At 64.3% G+C, this 20,723-nt stretch carries 18 protein-coding genes; 9 read left to right on the top strand and 9 right to left on the bottom strand.

Features of this window, described 5'->3' with window-relative positions; all coding sequences use genetic code 11:
• Positions 1-2 precede the first annotated feature (2 nt).
• From GSQ76_RS06150 to GSQ76_RS06140, 3 genes are all read right to left on the bottom strand, one after another.
• Complete coding sequence (locus GSQ76_RS06150) at positions 3-425, bottom strand: type II toxin-antitoxin system VapC family toxin (protein WP_158743035.1); 423 nt, start codon at positions 423-425, stop codon at positions 3-5.
• Positions 422-670, bottom strand: coding sequence for a FitA-like ribbon-helix-helix domain-containing protein (locus GSQ76_RS06145; protein WP_158743034.1), 249 nt, complete (start codon positions 668-670; stop codon positions 422-424). Before GSQ76_RS06145 ends, GSQ76_RS06150 begins: the two co-directional genes overlap by 4 nt.
• Positions 671-732: 62 nt before the next feature.
• A complete protein-coding gene (locus GSQ76_RS06140) occupies positions 733-4,281 on the bottom strand; it encodes an AAA family ATPase (protein WP_158743033.1) in 3,549 nt (1,182 codons plus the stop codon).
• Positions 4,282-4,445: 164 nt separating this feature from the next.
• Here GSQ76_RS06140 and GSQ76_RS06135 point away from each other — a divergent pair, with 164 nt between their 5' ends.
• The 7 genes from GSQ76_RS06135 to GSQ76_RS06105 all read left to right on the top strand — a co-directional run bounded on the left by GSQ76_RS06135 (position 4,446) and on the right by GSQ76_RS06105 (position 10,969).
• On the top strand, positions 4,446-5,180 hold the full coding sequence (locus GSQ76_RS06135) for a hypothetical protein (protein ID WP_158743032.1): 735 nt from the start codon (positions 4,446-4,448) through the stop codon (positions 5,178-5,180).
• Between the two features lie 125 nt (positions 5,181-5,305).
• Positions 5,306-5,812 (top strand): conjugal transfer protein TraD, encoded by a 507-nt coding sequence (locus GSQ76_RS06130; RefSeq protein ID WP_158743031.1) that lies wholly within the window; start codon positions 5,306-5,308, stop codon positions 5,810-5,812.
• Positions 5,809-7,608, top strand: a complete 1,800-nt coding sequence (locus GSQ76_RS06125) for a type IV secretory system conjugative DNA transfer family protein (protein ID WP_216850926.1) — start codon at positions 5,809-5,811, stop codon at positions 7,606-7,608. Before GSQ76_RS06130 ends, GSQ76_RS06125 begins: the two co-directional genes overlap by 4 nt.
• A 130-nt stretch (positions 7,609-7,738) precedes the next feature.
• Positions 7,739-8,446, top strand: a complete 708-nt coding sequence (locus tag GSQ76_RS06120) for a recombinase family protein (protein WP_158743030.1) — start codon at positions 7,739-7,741, stop codon at positions 8,444-8,446.
• Between the two features lie 13 nt (positions 8,447-8,459).
• On the top strand, positions 8,460-9,959 hold the full coding sequence (locus tag GSQ76_RS06115; protein WP_158743029.1) for a hypothetical protein: 1,500 nt from the start codon (positions 8,460-8,462) through the stop codon (positions 9,957-9,959).
• A gap of 411 nt (positions 9,960-10,370) precedes the next feature.
• Positions 10,371-10,649 (top strand): type II toxin-antitoxin system RelE/ParE family toxin, encoded by a 279-nt coding sequence (locus tag GSQ76_RS06110; protein WP_158743028.1) that lies wholly within the window; start codon positions 10,371-10,373, stop codon positions 10,647-10,649.
• Between the two features lie 14 nt (positions 10,650-10,663).
• The gene (locus tag GSQ76_RS06105) at positions 10,664-10,969 is read left to right on the top strand and encodes a HigA family addiction module antitoxin (protein ID WP_158743027.1); all 306 of its coding nucleotides are present in this window, start codon (positions 10,664-10,666) and stop codon (positions 10,967-10,969) included.
• Between the two features lie 48 nt (positions 10,970-11,017).
• Here the strand turns inward: GSQ76_RS06105 and GSQ76_RS06100 are convergent, their stop codons facing one another.
• The 5 genes from GSQ76_RS06100 to GSQ76_RS06080 form a co-directional block, all read right to left on the bottom strand.
• Positions 11,018-11,902, bottom strand: coding sequence for a hypothetical protein (locus tag GSQ76_RS06100; RefSeq protein WP_158743026.1), 885 nt, complete (start codon positions 11,900-11,902; stop codon positions 11,018-11,020).
• Complete coding sequence (gene repC, locus GSQ76_RS06095) at positions 11,899-13,311, bottom strand: plasmid replication protein RepC (RefSeq protein ID WP_158743025.1); 1,413 nt, start codon at positions 13,309-13,311, stop codon at positions 11,899-11,901. The genes GSQ76_RS06100 and repC overlap by 4 nt, the downstream gene beginning before the upstream one ends.
• A 191-nt stretch (positions 13,312-13,502) precedes the next feature.
• Positions 13,503-13,703 (bottom strand): ribbon-helix-helix protein, CopG family, encoded by a 201-nt coding sequence (locus tag GSQ76_RS06090; RefSeq protein WP_158743024.1) that lies wholly within the window; start codon positions 13,701-13,703, stop codon positions 13,503-13,505.
• Positions 13,704-13,924: 221 nt separating this feature from the next.
• Positions 13,925-14,329 (bottom strand): hypothetical protein, encoded by a 405-nt coding sequence (locus GSQ76_RS06085; RefSeq protein ID WP_158743023.1) that lies wholly within the window; start codon positions 14,327-14,329, stop codon positions 13,925-13,927.
• A 3-nt stretch (positions 14,330-14,332) separates the two neighbouring features.
• Positions 14,333-15,007: a ParA family protein gene (locus tag GSQ76_RS06080; RefSeq protein WP_158743022.1), complete on the bottom strand. Its 675-nt coding sequence runs from the start codon at positions 15,005-15,007 to the stop codon at positions 14,333-14,335.
• A gap of 566 nt (positions 15,008-15,573) precedes the next feature.
• Here GSQ76_RS06080 and GSQ76_RS06075 point away from each other — a divergent pair.
• Complete coding sequence (locus GSQ76_RS06075) at positions 15,574-16,788, top strand: DNA repair exonuclease (protein ID WP_158743021.1); 1,215 nt, start codon at positions 15,574-15,576, stop codon at positions 16,786-16,788.
• The gene (locus tag GSQ76_RS06070) at positions 16,785-20,231 is read left to right on the top strand and encodes an AAA family ATPase (protein WP_158743020.1); all 3,447 of its coding nucleotides are present in this window, start codon (positions 16,785-16,787) and stop codon (positions 20,229-20,231) included. The genes GSQ76_RS06075 and GSQ76_RS06070 overlap by 4 nt, the downstream gene beginning before the upstream one ends.
• Before the next feature lie 8 nt (positions 20,232-20,239).
• Here GSQ76_RS06070 and GSQ76_RS06065 read toward each other — a convergent pair.
• Positions 20,240-20,723, bottom strand: a 484-nt coding sequence (locus tag GSQ76_RS06065) for a hypothetical protein (protein ID WP_216850925.1), incomplete at its 5' end; no start/stop codon positions are given.

Here is a 20,723-nt window from a genome sequence, read left to right as displayed (position 1 = left end):
GATTATCCCAGCTCCCATGGATTGATGATCTCAACTTCACAACCGGCGAACTCGTCCACCTTGCGTGTGGCCAGCGATGCCCCCCGTGAGCGGGCAATCGACGCAATCTGCGCATCTGCCTGCGAGATCGGCTTACCAGCCTGGCGGCGGCCGGCAGCGATGGTGGCGAAAGCTTGGGCGGCCAAGCTGTCGAAGGGCAGAATGCGCCCACTAAAGTCGTCCTTCAGCATGGCCTCGATTTCTGCTGTCAATGCCAATCGTCGCTTGCCGCTCGGCAGCAGCGCCGCCCCATACCGCAGCTCGGCTTCCGTGATGGCAGAGATGAAGATGCTGGCGTCGGGCTGGCCGCCGAGCCATTGCTCGACATGTGGATTGGGGTCCGCGCGCATCAGCTCAGATAGAATGTTAGTATCGAGAAGGATCACGAATCGAATGTCGGCGGCTTGCGCATCGGCTCGCGGGCCACAACTGGCAGCTCGACGCCACCTAAAGGGGCAAACCTGGCGCGGATGGAAGCTGCCAAACTGCCCTTGCGGGTTGGTTCGCGGTTAAGCGCCGACCGAAGAATATCACGGGCCTCGTCTTCCATCGAGCGGCCATGCACGGCGGCTTGGATGCGAAGACGCGATTTCAACGTGTCATCAAGGTTGCGAATGGTAATGCTCGCCACGAGCCCTGCCTTGTCATCAATGATAGCATTATAGGCATTGATGGATCGTAATGGCGAATGTCTTACCGCCCCGATCCTAGCCCCCGCTCCTGCCTATGCCGCTCGCGGTCCGGCTCCAGTTCCCGCGCGAGCCCTCGGCGTTCCCGCTCCTCCTGCCGCGCCTGCCACTTCTCGGTCTCCTTCGCCTCGCGCTCAACGCGGCGCCCCCAATCCTTGCTGAGGCTCATCCCCTCTCGCGCCTGAGTGAAGCTGCGTGCCAGCTCGTCCAGCCCAGCCTGATGCTCGCGGCCGACCCCGGGCACGGTCATCCTCCTGCCGCTGGTGGCGGCGCGGGACGCATTGCGCATCCCCTCCTCACCAAGCCGTTGGCTGGCTGCGGCCATGAACCCGTCCAGCTCGTGGGCCACCCGCGGATCGGCCCGGCCTTCGCGCCATGCAGCGGATACCAGCTCTTCCTTCCGCCGTTGCCGAGCGTCATAGCGGTCGCCCTCGCGCGGTATCTCCGCCGTCAGCCTGGCCATCTGCACGGCCTTGAGCGTGTCCAGCGCCTCCTTCGACAGTCCCGGCACCTCGATGGCATCCCGCGCCCGCTGCTGCTCCACCTCGCCCGTGTGGTGGCGCACGGCGGCGTCCCGTGCCGCCGCCTCCCGGTCCAAGCTGCCGCCGATCGCGGCGGCGGCGGACCTGGCGCGCGTCCGGTCGTTCTGGGCGGTACTGCTGGCGAGCCACCCTTCCCGGCCGCGCAAGGTGCCCAGCACCTCCGGCCCGTCCTCCCGCAAGGTCCGTGCGGCGACGCGAAGGTCACGGCCGGACCGCTCGATCAGCTTGTCCAGCGCATCGCCAGCCTGGTCGGGGTCACGGTAGGCGCCCTGCAGGTAGGACTTCTGTGCCTCCACCTCACGCACGGCACCTGGAGCCTGGCTGGCAACCTGCGCCAGTTCCTCAGGAGACGTGCCGCGTCCAAGGCTGTCCCGGCCCTGCCCGATCGGGTCGCGCCACGCCGGCAGCAAGGGTGCCGGCGTATGCGCCGCTTCCCGTGCCTGCTCGGCCCCACGCTCCTTCTCCTGCGCCCGAGCTTCCCACGCCGCAGTTTGACGGCGGACATAGGCGGGATCGACCGGACCTCCGCGGACCTCCTTTTCGGCCAGCCTGCGCGCGCCGTGCAGCTTCAGCTTGTCGCGCTCGGCATCGGTGCCCTGGAACTCGCGATCTACCTTGCCATGCAGCGCGTCCAGGAACTCGCGCCCGGCCGGCGACAGCAGCCCGCGCACCTGGTCAAGCGTGCCGCCCTGCCGCGCGCTATCGGTCAGCACGTCCCGCAGCTTCTGGCCCCGCTCCTCGCGCTCAGCCTCACGCTTCTGCTCTTGGGTCAGCTCGTCGCGCGTTTGCCATGCGATGGAGGCTGCGCGTACTTCGCCGCGCCCCATTTGCTGGGCGAGTTGGCCGGCATCCCGCGCTGTCTCCCGCGCGACAAACACTTCCGCGCTTTCCCGCTGCCGGGTCAGCGCGACGTAGCTCGCCGCCGAGCGCCAATGCTCGGTGTGGTAGAGATATGTCCGGTCCAGAGTCTTGCCCTGGCCTTTGTAGATCGTCCCGGCGTAGCCGTGCCGGAAGCCCTCGAAGTCGGCGGCGGACCATCGCACCTCCCGCCCGTCCTTACCGGCAGCGTCTAGCCTCGCGGTGATCTCGCCCGTGCTCGGGTCCAGCCGGGTGATGGTGCCCACGTTGCCGTTGTAGATGCGCAGCTTCTTGTCAGTGTCGGTGAACTGCACCCGATCGCCCACGGCGAAGGCGGCACGCCCATGCTTGGTGTCGAGTTGCACGTCCTGTCCAACCAGCTCGCCCCGGTCGCGGCGCACCTGGCGCAGTTCGGCATTCAAGGCGTCCACGTCCCGGTTGGTGTAGGCGAACACGAACCGGCTTTGTCCTGGCTGTTCGTCGGCATCGCGCTTCCAGGCTGCCACAAGCGCGCTGCGGGCCTCGTCCTGCTTATCCGTCCAGGTGATCGCCCCGGCCCTGTCGAACGCACCCACGGCTTCGGCAAATCGGCCCTCGGCCAGGTCGCGTGCCGCCTGGCGTTGCCAATCCACCCGCTGCCGGGTCACCTCGGTGATTTCGGCCGAACCGTGGCGCTGCCGCATCTCCGCAAACAGCCCGCCACGCTCGATGCTGGCGAGCTGGCGGTCGTCGCCAGCGAGGATCACTTTTGCCCCAGCTTGGCGCGCGACATCCAACAACTCGCCCGTCACCCGCGTGTCGAGCATCGCCGCCTCGTCCACCACCACAACGGTGTGCCTATCCCAATCGGCCCGCCCGTTCTTGATCGCAAACAGCGCCGCGTGGACAGTGCGCGCCTCGCGAAACCCGTCCTGCGCCAAGTCCTGCGCCACGGCATTCGTCGGGGCCAAGCCCACCACGTGCTTGCCGTCGCGCTCGTACGCGTCGCGGATTGCCGCCAGCGTGTAGCTTTTGCCGGTGCCGGCCCGACCCTCGATCAGCTTCAGGTGTCCGGCGCCGATCGCGTGCTCGAATGCCTCGGCCTGATCGGGCCGGAGTGTCCGCGCCGCCATTGCGGCCTTGGCGCTGCGCGCAGACACCGCGCCAGCTTTTTGGCGGTACAATCCACCTGCTGCCGCCATCGCGGCCCGCTCCTGTTCCCGCACCTCCCGCGTGGTGTACCGGTCCGACACAGTGCCTGTCTCGCGGTCGTATAGCGGCATCAAGTTGGGGCTTTTCAAGACGGCGGCGCGAATCGCCGCAATCTCTTCTCTTCCCTCCCGCCCTTCTCTCCCGAGCTGCTTAGTGAGGAACCGGTCAAGATCGCGCTCGGTGAAGGTCGCGTTGTTCCGTGTCAGCGCCGCCAGCACCTTTTCCGGATCGCGTGCGGCCTCTTCATTTGCCTGGCGGATGGTCTCGGCACGTTCGACGATCTCCGACCCGGTGCGCCGCATCCGAACCGGGCCGATGTGCCCCTGGCTGAGCGTCGCCGGACGATCGACGCGCGCCTCTATCCCATGCTCGCGAAAATACTGGTCCTGGTGGTCGCGCCACAACTCGCCCCATACGGCACCATCTGCCACACGGGGGCGCTCCCCCGCCTGGCGCACCGCGGGCTCAAGGTCGCGTGCTTTCTTGGCGTTCAAACCATCCCGGTCGATCCGGCGCGTGGTGATCAGAAGATGCGCGTGCCAGTTCGCCCGCTCGCTTTCCGCTTCGGCCCCGTGGGGCGCATGAACGTCGAGCTGAACCGCCAATCCCTTCGAGACAAAATGCTCCTGGGCGAAGGCGCGGGCCATGGCAACCCGGTCCTCGGTCGTGACCTCCCGGTCGGCCGGCAACGCCAGCACGATCTCACGGGCAACCTGGGCGTCCTTACGGCGCTCGGCGGCTTCCGCTGCGTTCCACAGCTCGCCAGCCCGGGCAAACTGCTCCGGCACGCCCTCGGGCAAAAGCACCTCGTGATGCTCGGGCCTATCGCGGTGCCGGAAGTAGAACACCTCGCCTGTCCGCTCAGCTTCGATCGCCTCGCGGGCGTTGTAGGCGGCCGACCGCACAGCGCTGCCGCCGGAGGAGCGGGAGATATAACGGGCGCGGGCAAACTGAATCGCCATGGAGGCATCTTGAATCAGCCTGGGCGCCCTCGCAAGCCGCATTCTCTTGAATGCATATTGCGTCTGCGCGGTTTCGCTCGCCTAACGGCTCACTGGTGCAGAACGCGTTGCGGGGGTTACGTAAGGCACCCAACAGGACATACGGAAGCTACATGGCTAATCGAATGATCCCTGACGGCCTGGATGCACTCCGCGTCGAGCTAAAACTGGACGAGGTCATGCGGCTCATTGAGCGAACTGCTCGATGGGTTGATCCAGCCACTTTCCGACTGCTGCCGCTCTGGTATCCGGAATACGCCCGGCGGGCATATTTCTATAAATCGAACTGGTCAGAGCCGCAGATGAACAAGAACCGGCAGACAGGCTACACGGAGCACAAACGCGAAGGAAATCTCTACGCCAACAAAGCCTTAACTCATGCTCTCGGCTTGCGGTCTGACGATCGCCCAAATTGGTCTTGTTGCCACATATGGGGGATAGACGACGCACTTTATCAGGAGGCAAACGCCGTCGTCCAAGATCGACGCTTCTACTCCTGCGTTGCAAATATGGTTCTGCTACCCACCCCCCTGAAGGCATTTACCGACACCATGCCGGAGGTAAAAGCCATGCTCCGTGTCTGCGCTCATAATCTGTACGGTTGGGCCTGCGAACACGAGAGCATGACCGAGGCCGTTGCCACCGTAAGCAAATGGAACGGCTGGGATGCTTATCCGGCTTCATGGCCGCGATCGCTTGGTGCCTTCCTGGTACCAGGCGTTATGCCGCTGGAAGATGGCATCCGGAAATCAGCAGTCGTACGGCTTGCTCGGATCAAAAGTGATCTCGCCAACGCCGGCTCTCATTATCCACGGGACGAGGTGCGAGCCACGTTGGATTTCTGGAAGATTGCGGTGTGACGCCCAAGGCATAGCAAGGATGGGCGTCGCGAAGCGATGCGCCTGCGGAAAGTCTGTCGTTTTGGGTTGCCCTAACCTCAAACGACGATAGAATTTTGCGCGTCTTAGGGTAGGGAGTGAACCGCGTGGCCCGTTCGCTTGCTGAGCGCCTTCGCGCGCATGAACAACAGAAAGCCCGGCTTGCCGAACAGGAAGCCAAACTCAAAGACGCCGGTCGGAAAGCCCGCACCCGCCGCCTGATCGAGGCGGGCGGCCTAGTCGAGAAAACCGGCCTCCTCGATTTGGACACCAACGCCCTTTATGGCGCGCTACTGTCGCTGCGCGATGGGGCTGACGATAAGAAACAGGTCGAGCAATGGACAGCCCTCGGCGGCCGGACCTTCGCCCGTGAAGCTCGCGCCCGCGATGAAGGCAAGAAGCCGATCGTGCTGACCTTCTCGGCCGCGCTCGCCAAGGAGGCAACCGCGACCCTGCGCACGGCCGGGTTCCGGTTCAACAAGGTGCTGCAGCACTGGGAGGGGCTAGCGCGCGTCGAGGATGCCGAACAGCTCGCCAAGGAGCACGGCGGCAGTGCCCGTCAGGTCTCCGCGCCCCTGCCCGCCCCTGCCGCACTGGACACGGCGGCGGCGTGACCTGGCTGCGCCGGGTGCTGGCGGCATGGGTCCTCCTCGCCGGCAGCCTGCCCGCCTACGCGGCTCCCGCAAACCGCGACCTCGCCCGCCTCCCGTTCAACGCGGCTTTCCTACTCGGTGTCGGGATCGTGCTGGCCGTGATGAGCGCCCGCTACGCGACGCCCGGCGGCAATCCGGCGACGAGGGTTGCCATGCGGCTCAAGTTCATCGTCGGCCTGCCGCTCACCTGGGTGGCGCTGGCGTTCGTCCATGCCGAGACCGGCTTGCCACGCTCCGAATGGATCGCTGTGCCGCTGTGGATCGTCGGCGTCCTGCTGTTCCTCGGCTACGGCCAGCACCTGGTGCCCGGCTTTCTGCGGCGTTGGTTCGGGTCAGGGTATCCCAATGTCACGCTGACGACGCACGGCTCCGCACATTTCGGGACGGCGGCGAGCGGCGCGCGCCATCTTGCCCCCGCCGCCCCCGTCGATGCCTTCGTGCTGGGCTACATGCCGGGCGCGCCGCGCAAGAGCGATGCTCGCTTTCGGCAGGATGGACACATTCTCACCTGCGCCCCGACCGGCGCCGGCAAGGGCTTGGGCGGGGTCATCCCGAACCTGCTGGACTATCCCGGCTCGGCCTTCGTGCTGGATTTCAAGGGCGAGAATTACGCTGTCACCGCCCGCGCCCGCCGCGAGCTGGGGCACCAGGTCGTCCTGATCGATCCATTCGGTATTACCGGAACCGCCGGGCACGCGCTGAACTGGCTGGACACATTGGATCCCGACTCTCCCGATGTGGTGAGCCGCGCCGCCGGCTTGGCCGACATGCTGGTGGCCGTCGAGGGCAGCGACGGGGATTCGCACTGGACCGATACCGCCCGCGAGCTGCTGCGCGGCCTGCTGGTCTATGTCGCCACCCTGCCCGCCGAACGGCGCACGATGGCGGAGTTGCGCCGCATCGTCACTGCCTCTGAGGACGAGCTAGCCGATACCCTGGCTGACATGCGAGCCGATCCCGAAGCCGGCCAGCGCATTCCCGCCCGCGCCGCTGCTACGCACCTCAACCGGCCGGAACGGGAACGCGGCTCGGTGCTATCCACGGTCGTGCGCCATACCGCCTGGTTGGACGATCCGCGCCTCTGCGCCGCCTTGGCGCAGTCGGATTTCAACCTGGCCGATCTCAAGCGGCAGCCGATGACGGTCTATCTCGCCATCCCGCCTGATCGCCTCCGGACATGCCTCGGGTTTGTGCGCGGGTTCATCGGTCTGGCGCTGGACGGCATCACAGCAGCCTCTGGGAGGCCCGTACACCGGGTGGCGTTCTTCCTCGATGAGTTCGGCCAGCTCGGGCGCATGGACCGCCTGGCGGACAGCGTGACGCTGCTGCGGGGCTATGGGGCGCAGCTCTGGCTGTTCGTGCAGGACCTTTCCCAGCTTAAGGCCGTCTATCCTCGTTGGCAAAGCTTCTTGGCCAACACCTCGCAGCAGTTTTTCGGCACGGCAGACTTCGACACCGCGCGCTATCTATCGGGCGCCCTCGGCCAGCAAACCATCCGCTACGAGACGCAGAACGTCTCCCAATCGAGCGGACCCTGGATGAAGCCGGGTAACTCGTCCAGCAGCACCGGGGAGCATCTGCAGGGCCGTTCGCTGCTGACACCCGATGAGGTCATGCGCCTCGGCCCGACCCGGCCAATCGTGCTGGTGTCTGGCGAGCCGCCTTACCTGCTGCACCGTGTCAGCTACCTGACGGACCCGGCCTATGCCGGCCGCTTCGACGCCAACCCGCTGCACTTGACCAATGCTGCCGAATGAACCCCGGCTTATTGCATATCCATCAAGGGGTCGTCGGACGATTTGTCCAAAACTGCACGCTAAGTCACCTGCCGGGACGGCATTGAAACGTATGGCTTTTGTCAACGACCGTTGACTAGAATCATACAGCATGGCCCCGGCCCCGAAAATCGCCCGCTTCGTCGCCTATTATAGAGTGTCCACCGCCCAGCAGGGCCGAAGTGGGCTTGGCCTGGACGCGCAGCGCGAGGCCGTGCGGGTGTTTCTGGCCGGTCGCGCCGACGAGCTGGCAGAGGCGTTCACGGAAGTTGAGTCAGGCAAGAACGCCGACCGGCCGCAGCTCGCCCGCGCGCTCGATGCCTGCCGCCTCACCGGCGGAGTGCTGGTTATCGCCAAACTCGATTGCCTCTCACGCGACGCGCATTTTTTGCTGGGGCTAGAAAAGGCCGGCGTCGAGTTCGTGGCATCCGATATGCCGAACGCCAACCGCCTTACCGTCCGCTTGATGGCCGTGATTGCCCAGGAGGAACGGGAGATGATTTCGGCCCGCACCAAGGCGGCGCTCGCCGCGGCCAAGGCCAGGGGCCAGAAGCTGGGTGGCAACCGTGGCGGCCCGAAGGTTGCGTCCGCCCTGGGCAGAGCCGCCCGAACCCGTTCAGCGGACGACTACGCCCGTCAGGTCGGACCGATCGCGTTGGAGGCATGGCAAGCCTCGGACTCACCCAAAGGCAGTTACGGCCAGACCGCCGCGACGCTGACGGCGCGCGGTATCCTGACCCCACGCGGCGGTAGGTGGACACGGGCGGCCGTGCGAACATTGGTACAGCGGCACATGGCGATCTCGCCCCGGCAAGCGTAAATTTGGGGGACTGATGACGATACTCACGCAGGCGGAGACCGACGCCGAATTTCAAAAGGTGGCACCTGTTTCACAGGTGACGGCGGGAACAGAGCCTTTCCCGTACCTGCTGCTGTCGGCCGACGACTTCGAACGGCTCGCCTGCGGCCTGTTACAGGTGTCGGCACCTCCCGGTCAGACCAAGGACTGGGAGCGAGCGAGTCTGATGATCCGCGGCGCCGATGCCGGTCGTGACGTAGTCCTGCTTCGTCAGGAAGAGGTTATTAGCGTCGTGCAATGCAAGCGCCTTGAACAGGCGATGGCGCTGCCGGCCGTCTTCCGCGAACTGGCGAAGCTTGTTCTCTATCCAGGCATTAACCCGAGCCTACCGAAGATTACACCCGGGATACGGTATGTGCTGGTAGTCGCAAGGGAGCCGGCGGGGACCGTCATCGATTTCTTCGATCGGCCAAAAGATCTTCTGCCGGAAAAGGTCGGCTTGATCGCCGCCGCAGTGGATGAGGTACTCGAAACGTATAAGTCTCTCGCGGCTACCCCGGCCCAGGCGGAGGAGGCCAAGGCGCACGTTATTTCGGTCCTGCCAACCCTGGAATACAGCCTTATCAGGCCTCATGAGTTGGACACCTGGCTGCACGTCCAGCCGCAGGTCTCCTCCCTATTTTTCCGTCAGCGGCTCGTGACGGACAACACTCTCCTTGGCCAATCGACGGCAGAGATTCTAGCTGAGGTGCGCAAGGTGCTGGCCCAAACTGCCGGTGTTGGCCTGCTGACGGACGAAGACCTCAAGATCATCAAGGAGCGGATCGAACAAACTCCGCCGTCGCACCGGGCGAACTTCGGTTTCGCCGCGACATTCGGGTACCCCCGGGAGATGTTCAGCGGTGATGCGGGCCTCAAGGCGCGTGTCGGACGGCTCGCGGTTCTCCTTCAGGAGATGAACGGCGATTATTCTGACTGGCTGTTTGCGAGAGGCAACACCTTTGCGGACGACATATGCGAGAGCCCCGAGGGAATGTACTCGCATCCGTACGCGCGTCAGGTGCCGCGTGCTTTTTTCGGGTATGTTCTCCGCGATCTTTTGCAGGAAAAACTTTCTGGCGACGTGATGGGCCAGATCATCGCCAAGCTCAGCGGTCAGGGCCGATACCCCGACGATGAAGCGCGATTAGCCGCCGTTCGGCAGGAATTGCTGGCCCAGGGGCAGCGCTATGTTGTCGGCGATTTCAGCCAGTTGGCGGGAGCGCCGGAACTGGTTGCCCTCAAGCGCCAGGTGATACAGGGGCTGATGCAGGGGCTTTCTTCCGATCAGCAGCTTGAGCAGGCGCTTGACGTAGGCATCGCGGCGATGAAGCCGAAGCTGTTCGGCGGAGCGTCGAGCCTACGCCAGTTGTGTGCCTACAAACCAAGCATCTTCATTATGGGTGTCGATGCAATCGATCAGCCCGCTGTCGTCAAGCTGATGGCGGAGACAGTTCGTGGGTTGGAATCGTTGAAGACAGCGGCAAAGGCATGAATGGAATGACTGTCGGCATGCATGGCCGACCTGCTTCTTTCCACGCCAAACGCGAACCGTATCACCGCCGTATCCGACCGCGGGTATTTGCCACCTACCTAACGGCTCGAAGTCTCGGTGCACGCAAGTGCCAGGCTCGGCAAAAGAGAATTCTCCGTACCACGAGACACCACTGGTGACGAGTTCGCGGTCAGGGTGGCCTTAGCCTGGTGTCGGAATTTGGACGTTATGCCAACTGGCCCCCTTAGCGTGCAGTTTTGGACAAATCGTCTGCCGACTCCATCAAGGTGCATTCTGCTCGCTTCACGTCAGAATAGCCGTGCCGATGGTGTCCCCGTGCCATCGTCCGCGCCTGCCTGCGTTCGTATCAGATTCGATTGACAACCGTCGGTTGACGGTTTACAGTTTCTGATGATCCTGCGATTTCGACATAAAGGCCTCGAACGGCTTTTCGGCAGTGAAGACACGAGCGGCGTCAATCCGCAGCTGGCATCCAAACTGCGTCGCATGCTGATCCTTCTGGATCGCGGCAAAGACGCGAGCGCGCTGAACATGCCCGGATATCGCCTGCACCCGCTCAAGGGCGACCGAAGCGGCCAGTGGTCGGCGATGGTGTCCGGAAACTGGCGCATTGTTTTTGAATTCGATGGCGAGAACGCCACGAATGTTGACCTGGTCGATTATCATTGAGGAAGGAAAAGTTCATGGAGATGCGCAACCCGCCACACCCCGGCGAAATCGTTCGGGAAGACTGCCTCGAACCGCTTGGCCTTACAGTCACCGCCGCTGCCGAGTGGCTGGGCGTATCTCGCCAGACACTGTCGGAGCTGCTCAACGGTCATAACGGTCTAACGGCCGAGATGGCGATCCGGCTCGAAAAGGCTGGCTGGAGCAATGCGGAGACCTGGCTCGGCGTTCAGCTTGCCTATGACCTCTGGCAGGCCAAGCAGCACGCCGGTGCCATCATGGTGAAGCCCTATCCCGCACCCGCTATGCCGGCCCCGACCTGATCGCTCATCTAAAAGGCATGGTTTTTCGCGCGGAGCTCCGGGACCCTGTCAGTCGACCGGCTGCCCGGCAACGCTGATCCAGGTTAGCACGGCACGTGGCAATAAATGCGGCATACCGCGCATGAAGTCACTGAGCTGTTTTCGGGTAATAAGAACCACGTTCGACGGTATGACGTGGCCATAATTACCCGATGCTGCAAAAAGAAATGCTGTCTCCTGTCCAGCATAACTCGACGCATCAATCCAGGTCCCTCCCGATTTCACCTGCACGATTGCCCGCTCTCCCTTTTCCCGGTGAACGAGCACAAATTCATAGTGTGCTGTGGTGACGGTTCGCGTACCAGGCAGGACATACCATCCGATGACCTGAAGGTAGACGAACACTACGTTTTCGAGGTCGGCATCGCTCATGAACTCGTAGACATCGAAAACGGTGTCGGCACTGGGCAGGCCTGCCAGTTTGGACGAGAAGGCCAGCATCCCTGGTGAACGAATGGGCTGGAACGTCTTCGACGGCCGGAAACAGGCGATGACCTTGCCGGGCACCGCATCGGCGACGCCGACCTCGATGATTCGCACCTTTCGGAAGTTCACGATGTCGGCGCCGATCGCAGCTTTGTCTTCGTAAGCGTAGCGCCACGGCTCCAGAATCTCGGCAAGGAAGAAGCGCCCTTCCGTGTCCCGGAACCACACGAGATCGCCAATTTCCGGCCGCTCCGCGAACGTCCACACGGAGTGCCACGACATATCCGAGCCATATTGGCGGCTCGCAGCCTCTTTATACCATTCGAGATCGTCGGACTGCGTTACCGTCTCATCTGGTACAGGCCATCCCATGCCGATGATCGAGCGGTCAAGACAGAGCGCAACGGACGCTGCCACGTTGCCATTTCCACCTCCGGGCCGGATATGCAGTCGCCACAGGCTGGTCACGTGTTGAAACTCCGCTCAAATTCTATCCCACCCACCTTTCGGCGTCCGGACGTTCCATCCCAGTTCGGATTTTCGCGCAAACCCCAGATCGTACGGGCCAGATTGAGCTTCCCCGTTTTGGCGCGGGTAACCATGCCGTAGAAGTAACCTGCCGGCGACGATGTAAAATACTCCGCCGGTTTGGCCGAAACGATGCCAAGGGCAATGGCGGCCTGTTCGCGCCCCAGCACGAAACACGCGTCACCCCAGAGCGATTGGGACACGCCAAGGTCATGACGGAGCCAATCGGCCGCCTCCACCATTTCGGGCCACGCTGGCGAAGATGACCGCAGGTAGGGCTTCAATCGCGGCGCCAGCCGGACCAACTCCTCGGGGCCTATCCGCAGCACGGTGCCGTGGTCGGTCCGCTCGGGTGACCCTCCCTGCGCTTTCTGGCTTTCTCTCGGCCATAACGGCGTTGGAACAGGGGGAACCTGGGCTGCCCCGGTCGACTTACTTCTCTTGGAAGCCATTACAGTATCCTGAATAGGATTTAGGTTTGTTTTGTAGTTCGTATAGAGGGGTCGGTTTTCCGCCCCCTCGGGGTCATTATCCACTGCTTCCGGGATGATGGAGCCAGTAGCGGGAACGACGATGGCGAGCTGCTTTTCCAGCCTTTCGCGGGCTTCCAGCTGCCGCCGCTCCAGACTGGCGACACCGCAGGCCAGCTCCTCTTCGCGCTCGACGCCTTTGAGCGAGCGCACGAGTGCCCGGCTGTCGCTCTCAAGCGTGCGCCATGTGGTATCGAGCAGCGCCTGTTCGGCAATGGTCTCGATGATCTGGGACAGGCCTTTGCGCGCAATCGTGGCCCGGCGGCGTAAACGCCTCATCCGTTCGCGGAGCGCCCTGCCCTCCTCCGCGACGGCCTTAAACTCCGCCATGCGCGAGAACAGCGGCGACAGGTCGAACCCGTAGGCCTCGACGATGCGCCCCTGTTTGTCGCGGGTTCCGCAACGTCTGCCATTCGGACTGTCTTTCATGGTGACGAGGCCGAGCTCGACCATGGCGCGGTTGATCGCCTTGACCTGGGTCAAGCCAATGGAAAGGCATTCACGCTGCATGGCAGCGGACGGCCATACGATGGGACGGCTGCCATCGAGCCAGTCCTGCGCTTGCGTGAACTTGAACAGCCAGTCGACCGCATGAACGATGCGTGGGCTGAACCCGAGATGAGGCGCTGCCTCTTTGAAGGCAGCCAGCACCTGACCGGGGCGCGTTGTCCCCTGCCCTACTGGCGGCCCGGTAAAGTCCTCGGCGAGCTTCGCTGTTGCCAGCATGGCCAGGGTCATACGGCGTAGTCCACTCGGCACACGGGTCGAAACCCCGGCCGAGCTTGGGCGATGCGCCTCTGGGGCGCTTTGATAATCCATCACAATCCTCCTCTCGGTTGGATCGCGACGGGCAAGCTTCACCCTTAAGTGAAAACGGCAATTTTCACTTGCAAATGAGGCGTCTCTTGGCTAGGCTGGGACTGTTGATTTTCCTCAGCGGTCGCCGTAGGGCCCGTCACGAATTTCGCAAAGGCCCACCCGGCAAGGTGGGCTTTCGCATTTTTGGTGACCTACTGGGTCGCTTCTCTCCCGCGTTCGATCAGTTGCAATAGCGCAAGGCTGCGGCTCCGCAGGCCCTGGCGTTCCTTGAGCTCGTCGATGAATGCCAATGTCTCGTCGGGAAGCTGAAACAGCACTTCCTTCGCTCCAGCCTCGCGCAAGCGCTGCCGGTAGAGCGTGTTTTTATCGAGCGAGGCGGTGTCTTTCTGCATCAACGAACCCGAATCAGTTCTCTAGAGACCGATTGTCGGATCGAAAGGCAGTCTTGTCTACTAGCTCATCTGAGCTCTGTTCGTCTCACCGTTGAAAACGCTTGGTTTCCTTTGACAATTTCGTATGCGGATATATCGTACTGGCTCCGAATCGCGTCCGTAGCGCGGTTACCGGCACAGTCGACTCGGAATTGGGGCCGATTACTGGCTATTCAGGCCATTTAGGCGTCCCCAAAGGCCCGCTTGGCAGTGTGCTTGCGGTAGAGATCATCTATCGCGAGCTTCAGCAGGTCGGAATTTTCGAGCTTCAGGCGGATGCGCAGGAGCGCCACCTTCTCGACCGTCTCGTCATCCAGGTAACCGCCGATATGCTTGAGCTCCGAACGCGGCGGCTTTGACTTACCGCGCTTCGGCGCTTTGACGGGCTTCGGAGCGGCGTGGGCTGCGCGTGAGTTAGCGCCACGGCTTTCCTCCCTGCTCTCTTCCTGGGCGTCTGCTTCAGCTGCGGGTGCTGCTGGCACACCCTTCAACTGCGGTGCCATGCGGACTGGCGGCGTGTCGTCGTCCTCGGCGCCTGGCCCCTGAAGGGCGGCGAGTAACTCTGCGGCAGTCGCTTTTTTGGCCATGGGTTACGCCCTTTTGTGCACACGTGCACTGGTGCCCAGGTGCAACTCGTTACTGAGCCACTCCCACAATGCATTGATTTCTTTAGATGCCTTACCGTTTGGCTCCAGCTCCTGGGCCGTCTTGCCATGAAAGCTGCCATCGCGATGCACCTGAAATTCGTGCAAGCTCATCGGCGACAGTTCAAGCTTATTCCCCTCAGCTACGCCTCGAATTTGCGCATCTTCGGCCTTCCCTGACGGGTGCACGAAATTCGGGACGACAATCCCACGCTTGCCAAGTGTGCGGCAAAGCCGGGCGGTGCGCGGTAAGCCCTCAAGACACTCCGTTTCCGATGTGCAGGGAATAAGCACGAGGTCGGCAGCTTCTACGGCAGCTGGTGCCTCGGTATTGCGCCCGGGCGGGGTATCGATCAGCACGAGGTCGCATCCTCCGACTTTAAGCCGGCATATAGTCTCGGGCAGGTCGTTCTCGGTCGTGAACTGCACGAGTGGCAAAACCATCTCTTTGGGTCGCCGTTTGCGCCAGCTCGTCGAGTTCTGCTGGGTGTCCATGTCGAGAATGACAACGGCAAGCCCTGCGCCGGCAGCGGCCACGCCAACGCTGCGGGTGATCTGGGTTTTGCCCACACCACCCTTGTTGATCGTTATTGCCACCACCTTCGTATCACTATCGGCCATTCGTCGCCCCGCGCAGTCGTGCACAATGGCACGCGTGCAAACATGCACTAAATTGGAGCTGCGGGTCAATGTGCACCTGGGCAACCGGTCACAGGTGCCAATGTTCCATTGTGCACAAAACCCGGCGCAGCTGTGCATTCGTTCACACGTGCACACACGCACACGTGCACAAGCGCAGGACAATACTCCACTTACCCACATATCCAACCCCTTATGGGTATCGTGCACGCGTGCACAATTGCATTGGTGCAGGGGGGGCACCCGTGCAGCCTTGCGTCCTCGTCGCGGGGGCAAATGGAGCTGGCGCCTAAGAGGCGCAGGGTAGAGGAGGGGGCTTTGCCCCGTTGCCCTGCCTATGGTGCCGCGCAGCCCGGCAGCCTTTCTGACGGGTCGTGCATCCGCCGCCCGCATTACATCGCCAAACCACACCAGCGCACGAGAGACCGGACCACTGTCTCGGCGGGGCCGGTGCCTCATCTCCACGGCGAACTCACTCTAGACAAGAACAATTGCATTCTGTGCCTTATCCGTTTCGCGCTTCCGGCCCCCGCGCTATCGTCTCAATCATGCGCATCGTCCACGCTGCCGACATTCACCTAGATAGCCCGCTTGCCGGCATGGCCCGGCGCCAGCCCGAACTGGAGGCGCTGGTGCGTACCTGCACGCGCGATGCCTTTACCAACCTGGTCGATGCCGCCATCACCAACGAAGCCGACGTCCTGCTGATCGCCGGCGACCTGTACGACGCGGAGCAGAGGAATTACGAGACCGGGCTGTTCTTCGCCCGCGAGATGCAGCGCCTGAGCCGCCCTTGCGTCGTCATCCACGGCAACCATGATTCTGCATCGCAGATCACCAAGTCCCTGCAGCCGCCACCCAATGTCACCATTCTACCAGCCCGCAGGCCCGATACGGCCTATTTCCCAGAGCTTGGCCTAGCCGTGCACGGCCAGTCCTTCGGAAGCCGGGCGGAAGCGGAAGAGCTGGCTGGATCCTATCCAAAGCGGGTCGAGGGTGCGTTTAATGTCGGCCTGCTGCACAGCTCCATGGAGAATCCGGGCCAGCACGCGCGCTACGCACCCTGCCGGGTCGGGACGCTGCTGGCGCGCAACTACGACTACTGGGCGCTGGGCCACATCCACACCCGCGCCACCCTGCACGAAGCGCCCTGGATCCACTTCCCCGGCAACATCCAGGGCCGACATGTGCGGGAAACCGGCCCACGCGGCGCGACCTTAGTGGAGGTGGACGACGATCACCGCGTCCGCAGCCTGACCTTCCTGCCAACGGACGTGCTGCGCTGGGCCGTTGCTGACATCGATGCAAGCGGGCATGGCAGCATGGAGGCGCTCACGACCATAATCCGCTTCGAGCTCGACGTGGCCGCGCGCGCCGCGGAGGGCCGGCCAGTCGTCGTGCGGATCGTCCTGAGGGGTCAGACGCCGCTGCATGCTGCCCTGCTGGCCGACCCGGCGGACATCGACGCGCAGTGCCGGGCCGCCGCCACCGCCATCGGACCCGACGTCCATGTTGAGGCCGTGAAGCTTCGAACGACGCCGGCTAGTCAGGCCGAGGACATGGTGGCACTCGAGCAGGCGGTCCGTTCGGCGCTGACCGATCCTGCCACTGCTGCCGGCCTGTTGGCCGACTTCGGCCGCCTGCGGAACACGTTGCCGGCAGGGAGCGAGGTGGAGGTGCCGCAGACGGCGGAAGGGCTGGCCCTGCTGGTCGATGACGCGTGGGAAATCCTGCGCCACACCCTGGGGAGCGCGCAGCGATGAGGCTGACCCGGCTGCTGCTGGAGCGCTACGGTCATGTCAGCGGGGAACTCTTGGAGTTCCCCGACACGCACGGCTTGCATGTCGTGCTCGGCGCCAACGAGGCCGGCAAGTCCACGGCACTGGAAGCCGTGGGCGACGGGCTGTTCGGCTTCCCTACTCGGGGACGCGGGCGTATGAACCACCCCGACGATCCTCGCGTGAGCTTCACCCTGCGTGGCGCCGATGGCGTCGAGGCGAGCTTCGTCCGCCGTAAGACCGGGCGCGAGAAGCTGCTTGACGGATCTGGCAGTGCGGTGTCGGAAGCGGCGCTGGGGCGTTTCCTGGCTGGCACCGGGCGAGACCGCTTCCACGAGGTGTTCGGGCTGGATGGCGAGCGGCTGCGCAAGGCGGGCCGCGCCATTATGGCCGAGCAGGGCGATGCCGGAGCAGCCATCCTCTCGGCCCAGACCGGGCTGAACGGCCTGCGCACCACGATCGAGCGGTTGGACACGGAAGCGAAGACCCTGTTCGGCGATGGGCGGGGCCAGCGCCGCATCAGCACCGCCGCCGATGCCATCAAGGTGAACCGCCGCCTGGTGGCCGAGCGGAGCGTGAGCGGCGGGGACTACCTGGCTGCGTGCAAGCACGCAGACGAACTGGAGCAGGCAGCCAAGCGCATCGAGGCAGAACGCCAGGAGCTGCGCACCGAGCAGGCACGCCTTTCCCGCATCCGGGCCACTGCCCCAATCCGGGCAGAACTGGCCGACATCGCGGACCAGGTCGAAACGCTAGGTCCCGCGATCCGGCTTCCAGCCAACGCGGCGGCGCAGTTCGAGGCTGCGCGAACGAACCTCGATCAGTCCGGGCGCGACCGTGCCCGGGAGGAGGGGGAAATTGCCGCCATTGACGAGCAGCTTGGCGCCCTGCACGCCGACCCGGCGATCCTGCTGGAAGCCGAGGCGATCACCGCCCTGGACCGCGACGAAGAGCGTATCGCCGGCATTCGGCGTGACCTACTGGGGGTCGAGGGCAAGGCGTCGGCCAGCCTCCTGGCGGTCGAGGACCAGGCGAGGCGCCTCGGGCTGCCGGAACGCGGTGCCGCGTTGCGGGAACGGGTGCCGGACCTGGTCACGCGCCGTACCGCTGAAGCCTTGCTGAAGCGCCATGTCGCCAACGGAGAGCGGACGATGTCCGCTGCCAAGGCGGTGCAGGAGGCGGAGGAGGAAGTCGCGGAGGCCGCCGGTGCCGTGACGGACCAGACGGAGCCGGACGGCATGGAGACGCTGCGGGACGCGGTGGAGGAGGTACGTGGCGCAGGCCCGGTCACAGTGGAACTGGCGAAGGCTGCCACGAAACGGGACATCACGGCGGCGGAGGCGGATGGGCTGACATCCCGTCTGGCCTTGTGGACCGGCACCCGACAGCAGCTGGAGGCGACCACCGTCCCCCTTGACGCGGAGGCTGGGCGGCTCGGGACGGCTATGGAACGGGCGCAGGAGCTGCATCAGGCAGCAGAGGACGCCGTGGCGACCAATGCCGAGGCGGCCGCTACGTGCCAGGCTGGCATGCACCGCCTCGAAGCCGGGGAAGCCCTACCCACGGAGGATGCTATCCTTGAGGTTCGGACCCGCCGTGATGCGGCCTGGACCGAACTGCGACGCGGGCTCCACGCCGGCGGCCCTGTCATCCCGCCGGATTTGCCGGATATGGTCGAAAGCCTACTCCGCCAGGCCGACGGGTTGATGGACGCCCGGCATCGCGAACTCGCGCGCGTCCAGGAGTGGGAGCGCCTTCGGATCAAGGCGGGGCAACTGGCGGAAGAGCGGCACGCCCTGCTGCCGAACCTGGATGCGGCACGCCATGCGGCTCAGGACGCCGAGGTTGCCTGGCACGCTGTATGGCGCTCGGCCAGTGTTGTGCCGCAGGAACCGGCGCCGATGCGGGAATGGGTGCGCGACCGCGCATTGGTCTTGGCGGCCGCTAAGGACGCGCATAAGGCTGCCGCGGACCATGGCCGCCTGGCGGAGCAGGAGGCGACGCTGCGTACACGCCTGTCCCAGCTGCTCCCGCCCGGCAGTGGAGACGGACTTGCCGGGCTACTGAGGCAAGGAACGAAGCGCCTCCAACAGCTCGACGCACAGCGAGCGGAACGCCTTGCCGCGGTTGCGCGGGCCGAGAAGGCCGGGAAAGACCTGGCAAAGGCTCGTCGCGAACAGGGCGTGGTCGCGGACGACGCATCGGACTGGATGATGGAATGGACACCTGTCGCGGATCGGCTAGGCCTTCCGCCCAGCGCCGACCCTGCCCTCGTGACCGAGCTGCTGACCACCTGGGGGGAGCTGGACAAGGAACTGGAGCGGTGGCGTGGGTTCGAGCTTCGTGTGACGGAGATGCGGGAGGCCGCCGAGGCCCATGATTTCGCGTTAGCAGGTCTCGCGGCACGGCTGGATCTGCCGTTGTCTGAAACCCTGCTGCGCGAGCTTGTCCAAAGGTCGCACAGTGCGACAGAGGCTGGGACAGAACGGACCCGGCTGGGCGAGGCGCGCTCGAAACGCGTGGACGCAATGGCAGCTTCGGTCCAGGCGGAAACGGATGCCATGGAAACGCTGACCGTGCTGCGCCGTGCCGCCGCCGCCGAGGACGATTCCGGGCTTCGCACGGTGATCGAGGGGGAGACGGCGCGTTCCGCCTTGCTGCGTCGGCGAGGAGAGCGGGACGTAGCGCTGCGCGGGCTGGCGGACGGCAAGGCGGCGGCGGAACTGACGAAGGAAGCAAGCACGATCGATATCGATGCCATCCCTGGCCGGTTGCACGCGATTGGCGAGCGCATGGCGGTGCTGGACACGGAGGCCAATGCCGCGGCCGGCGACCTGGTGCAGGTCCGCCAGCAGTTGCAGACGATGGAGCAGGGCCAGGACGTGGCGGGCCCAGCTCAGCTCGTGCAGGACTCGCTGGCTGAGATCGAGGACGCGGGTGGGCGCTATATCCGGCTGCGCCTGGCCCACGCCCTGCTCCGCGGCGGCATCGAGGCCTACCGCCGCAGCCAGCAAGGTCCGTTACTGGCGAAGGCGAGTCTGCTCTTCGATGAGCTGACTGGCGGACGTTATACCCGGCTGGAGCAAGACGAGGGTGACAAGGGCGAGCTGTTCATCGTCGCGGTGCGCTCGGATGGATCGACCTGCCCGGCATGGGCACTCAGCGAGGGCACAACGGACCAGCTGTTCCTGGCTCTCCGCCTCGGCTCCATCGCGCTGGATGCGCAGGCGGCCGAGCCGATGCCGTTCATTGCCGACGACCTGCTGGTCAACTTCGACGACGAGCGTGCCAAGGCAGCGCTGCAGTTGCTGGCCACCTTCGGGCAGACGACGCAGGTGATCCTGTTCACACACCATCGCCATCTGCTGGACCTGCTACAACCAGGTGCGGCTTCAATTCATCAGCTGCCGCGGGAAATTGCTGCGTAGATGGTTGCCTAAGCCTTTGTCGTCTTGAAGACGATCGCATCATTACCCTCACGCATGACGACGCTGCGGTGCTGCAAACAGGTCAGGTCGAGGTTGCATACCGTCGGCCTCATTCCGTCTACGGTCATCCTGATGACCTGGGCGACGACGACCGCCGCCGCCACCATGCCGACGAACGGCGCGCCAACAGCTATCTCGGCTAGCCTGGTCAGTCCGCACTGGTCGAGCTTTCCTCGGTCGCGAAGGTCCCGGTAGGCGGAAGGTAGGCTTTGCCGTTCTTCGACGTCTGCAGTGCTCCGATTCGCCCAGATCGCGGCAGCCCCAACCGGTGCTGGGAAGCTATGAGTGCGGATGAGCCGGAAATCAGACGCGCCGTCGCCGAGGCCCGCCTCGAACACGTTTGCGAAACCCGCTCCCTCCAGGAGCTCTCGCGCCTGCAGGTTGTCGACGCCGCACAGCGCCAGCGCCGGCTCGTCGGGGGCGACCCTTAGG

This window comes from Acidisphaera sp. L21 (assembly GCF_009765685.1).
Taxonomy (GTDB): Bacteria; Pseudomonadota; Alphaproteobacteria; order Acetobacterales; family Acetobacteraceae; genus LMUY01.
Note: the sequence above shows the minus strand (reverse complement) of the source record. Positions and strands in the feature narration are given on the sequence as shown.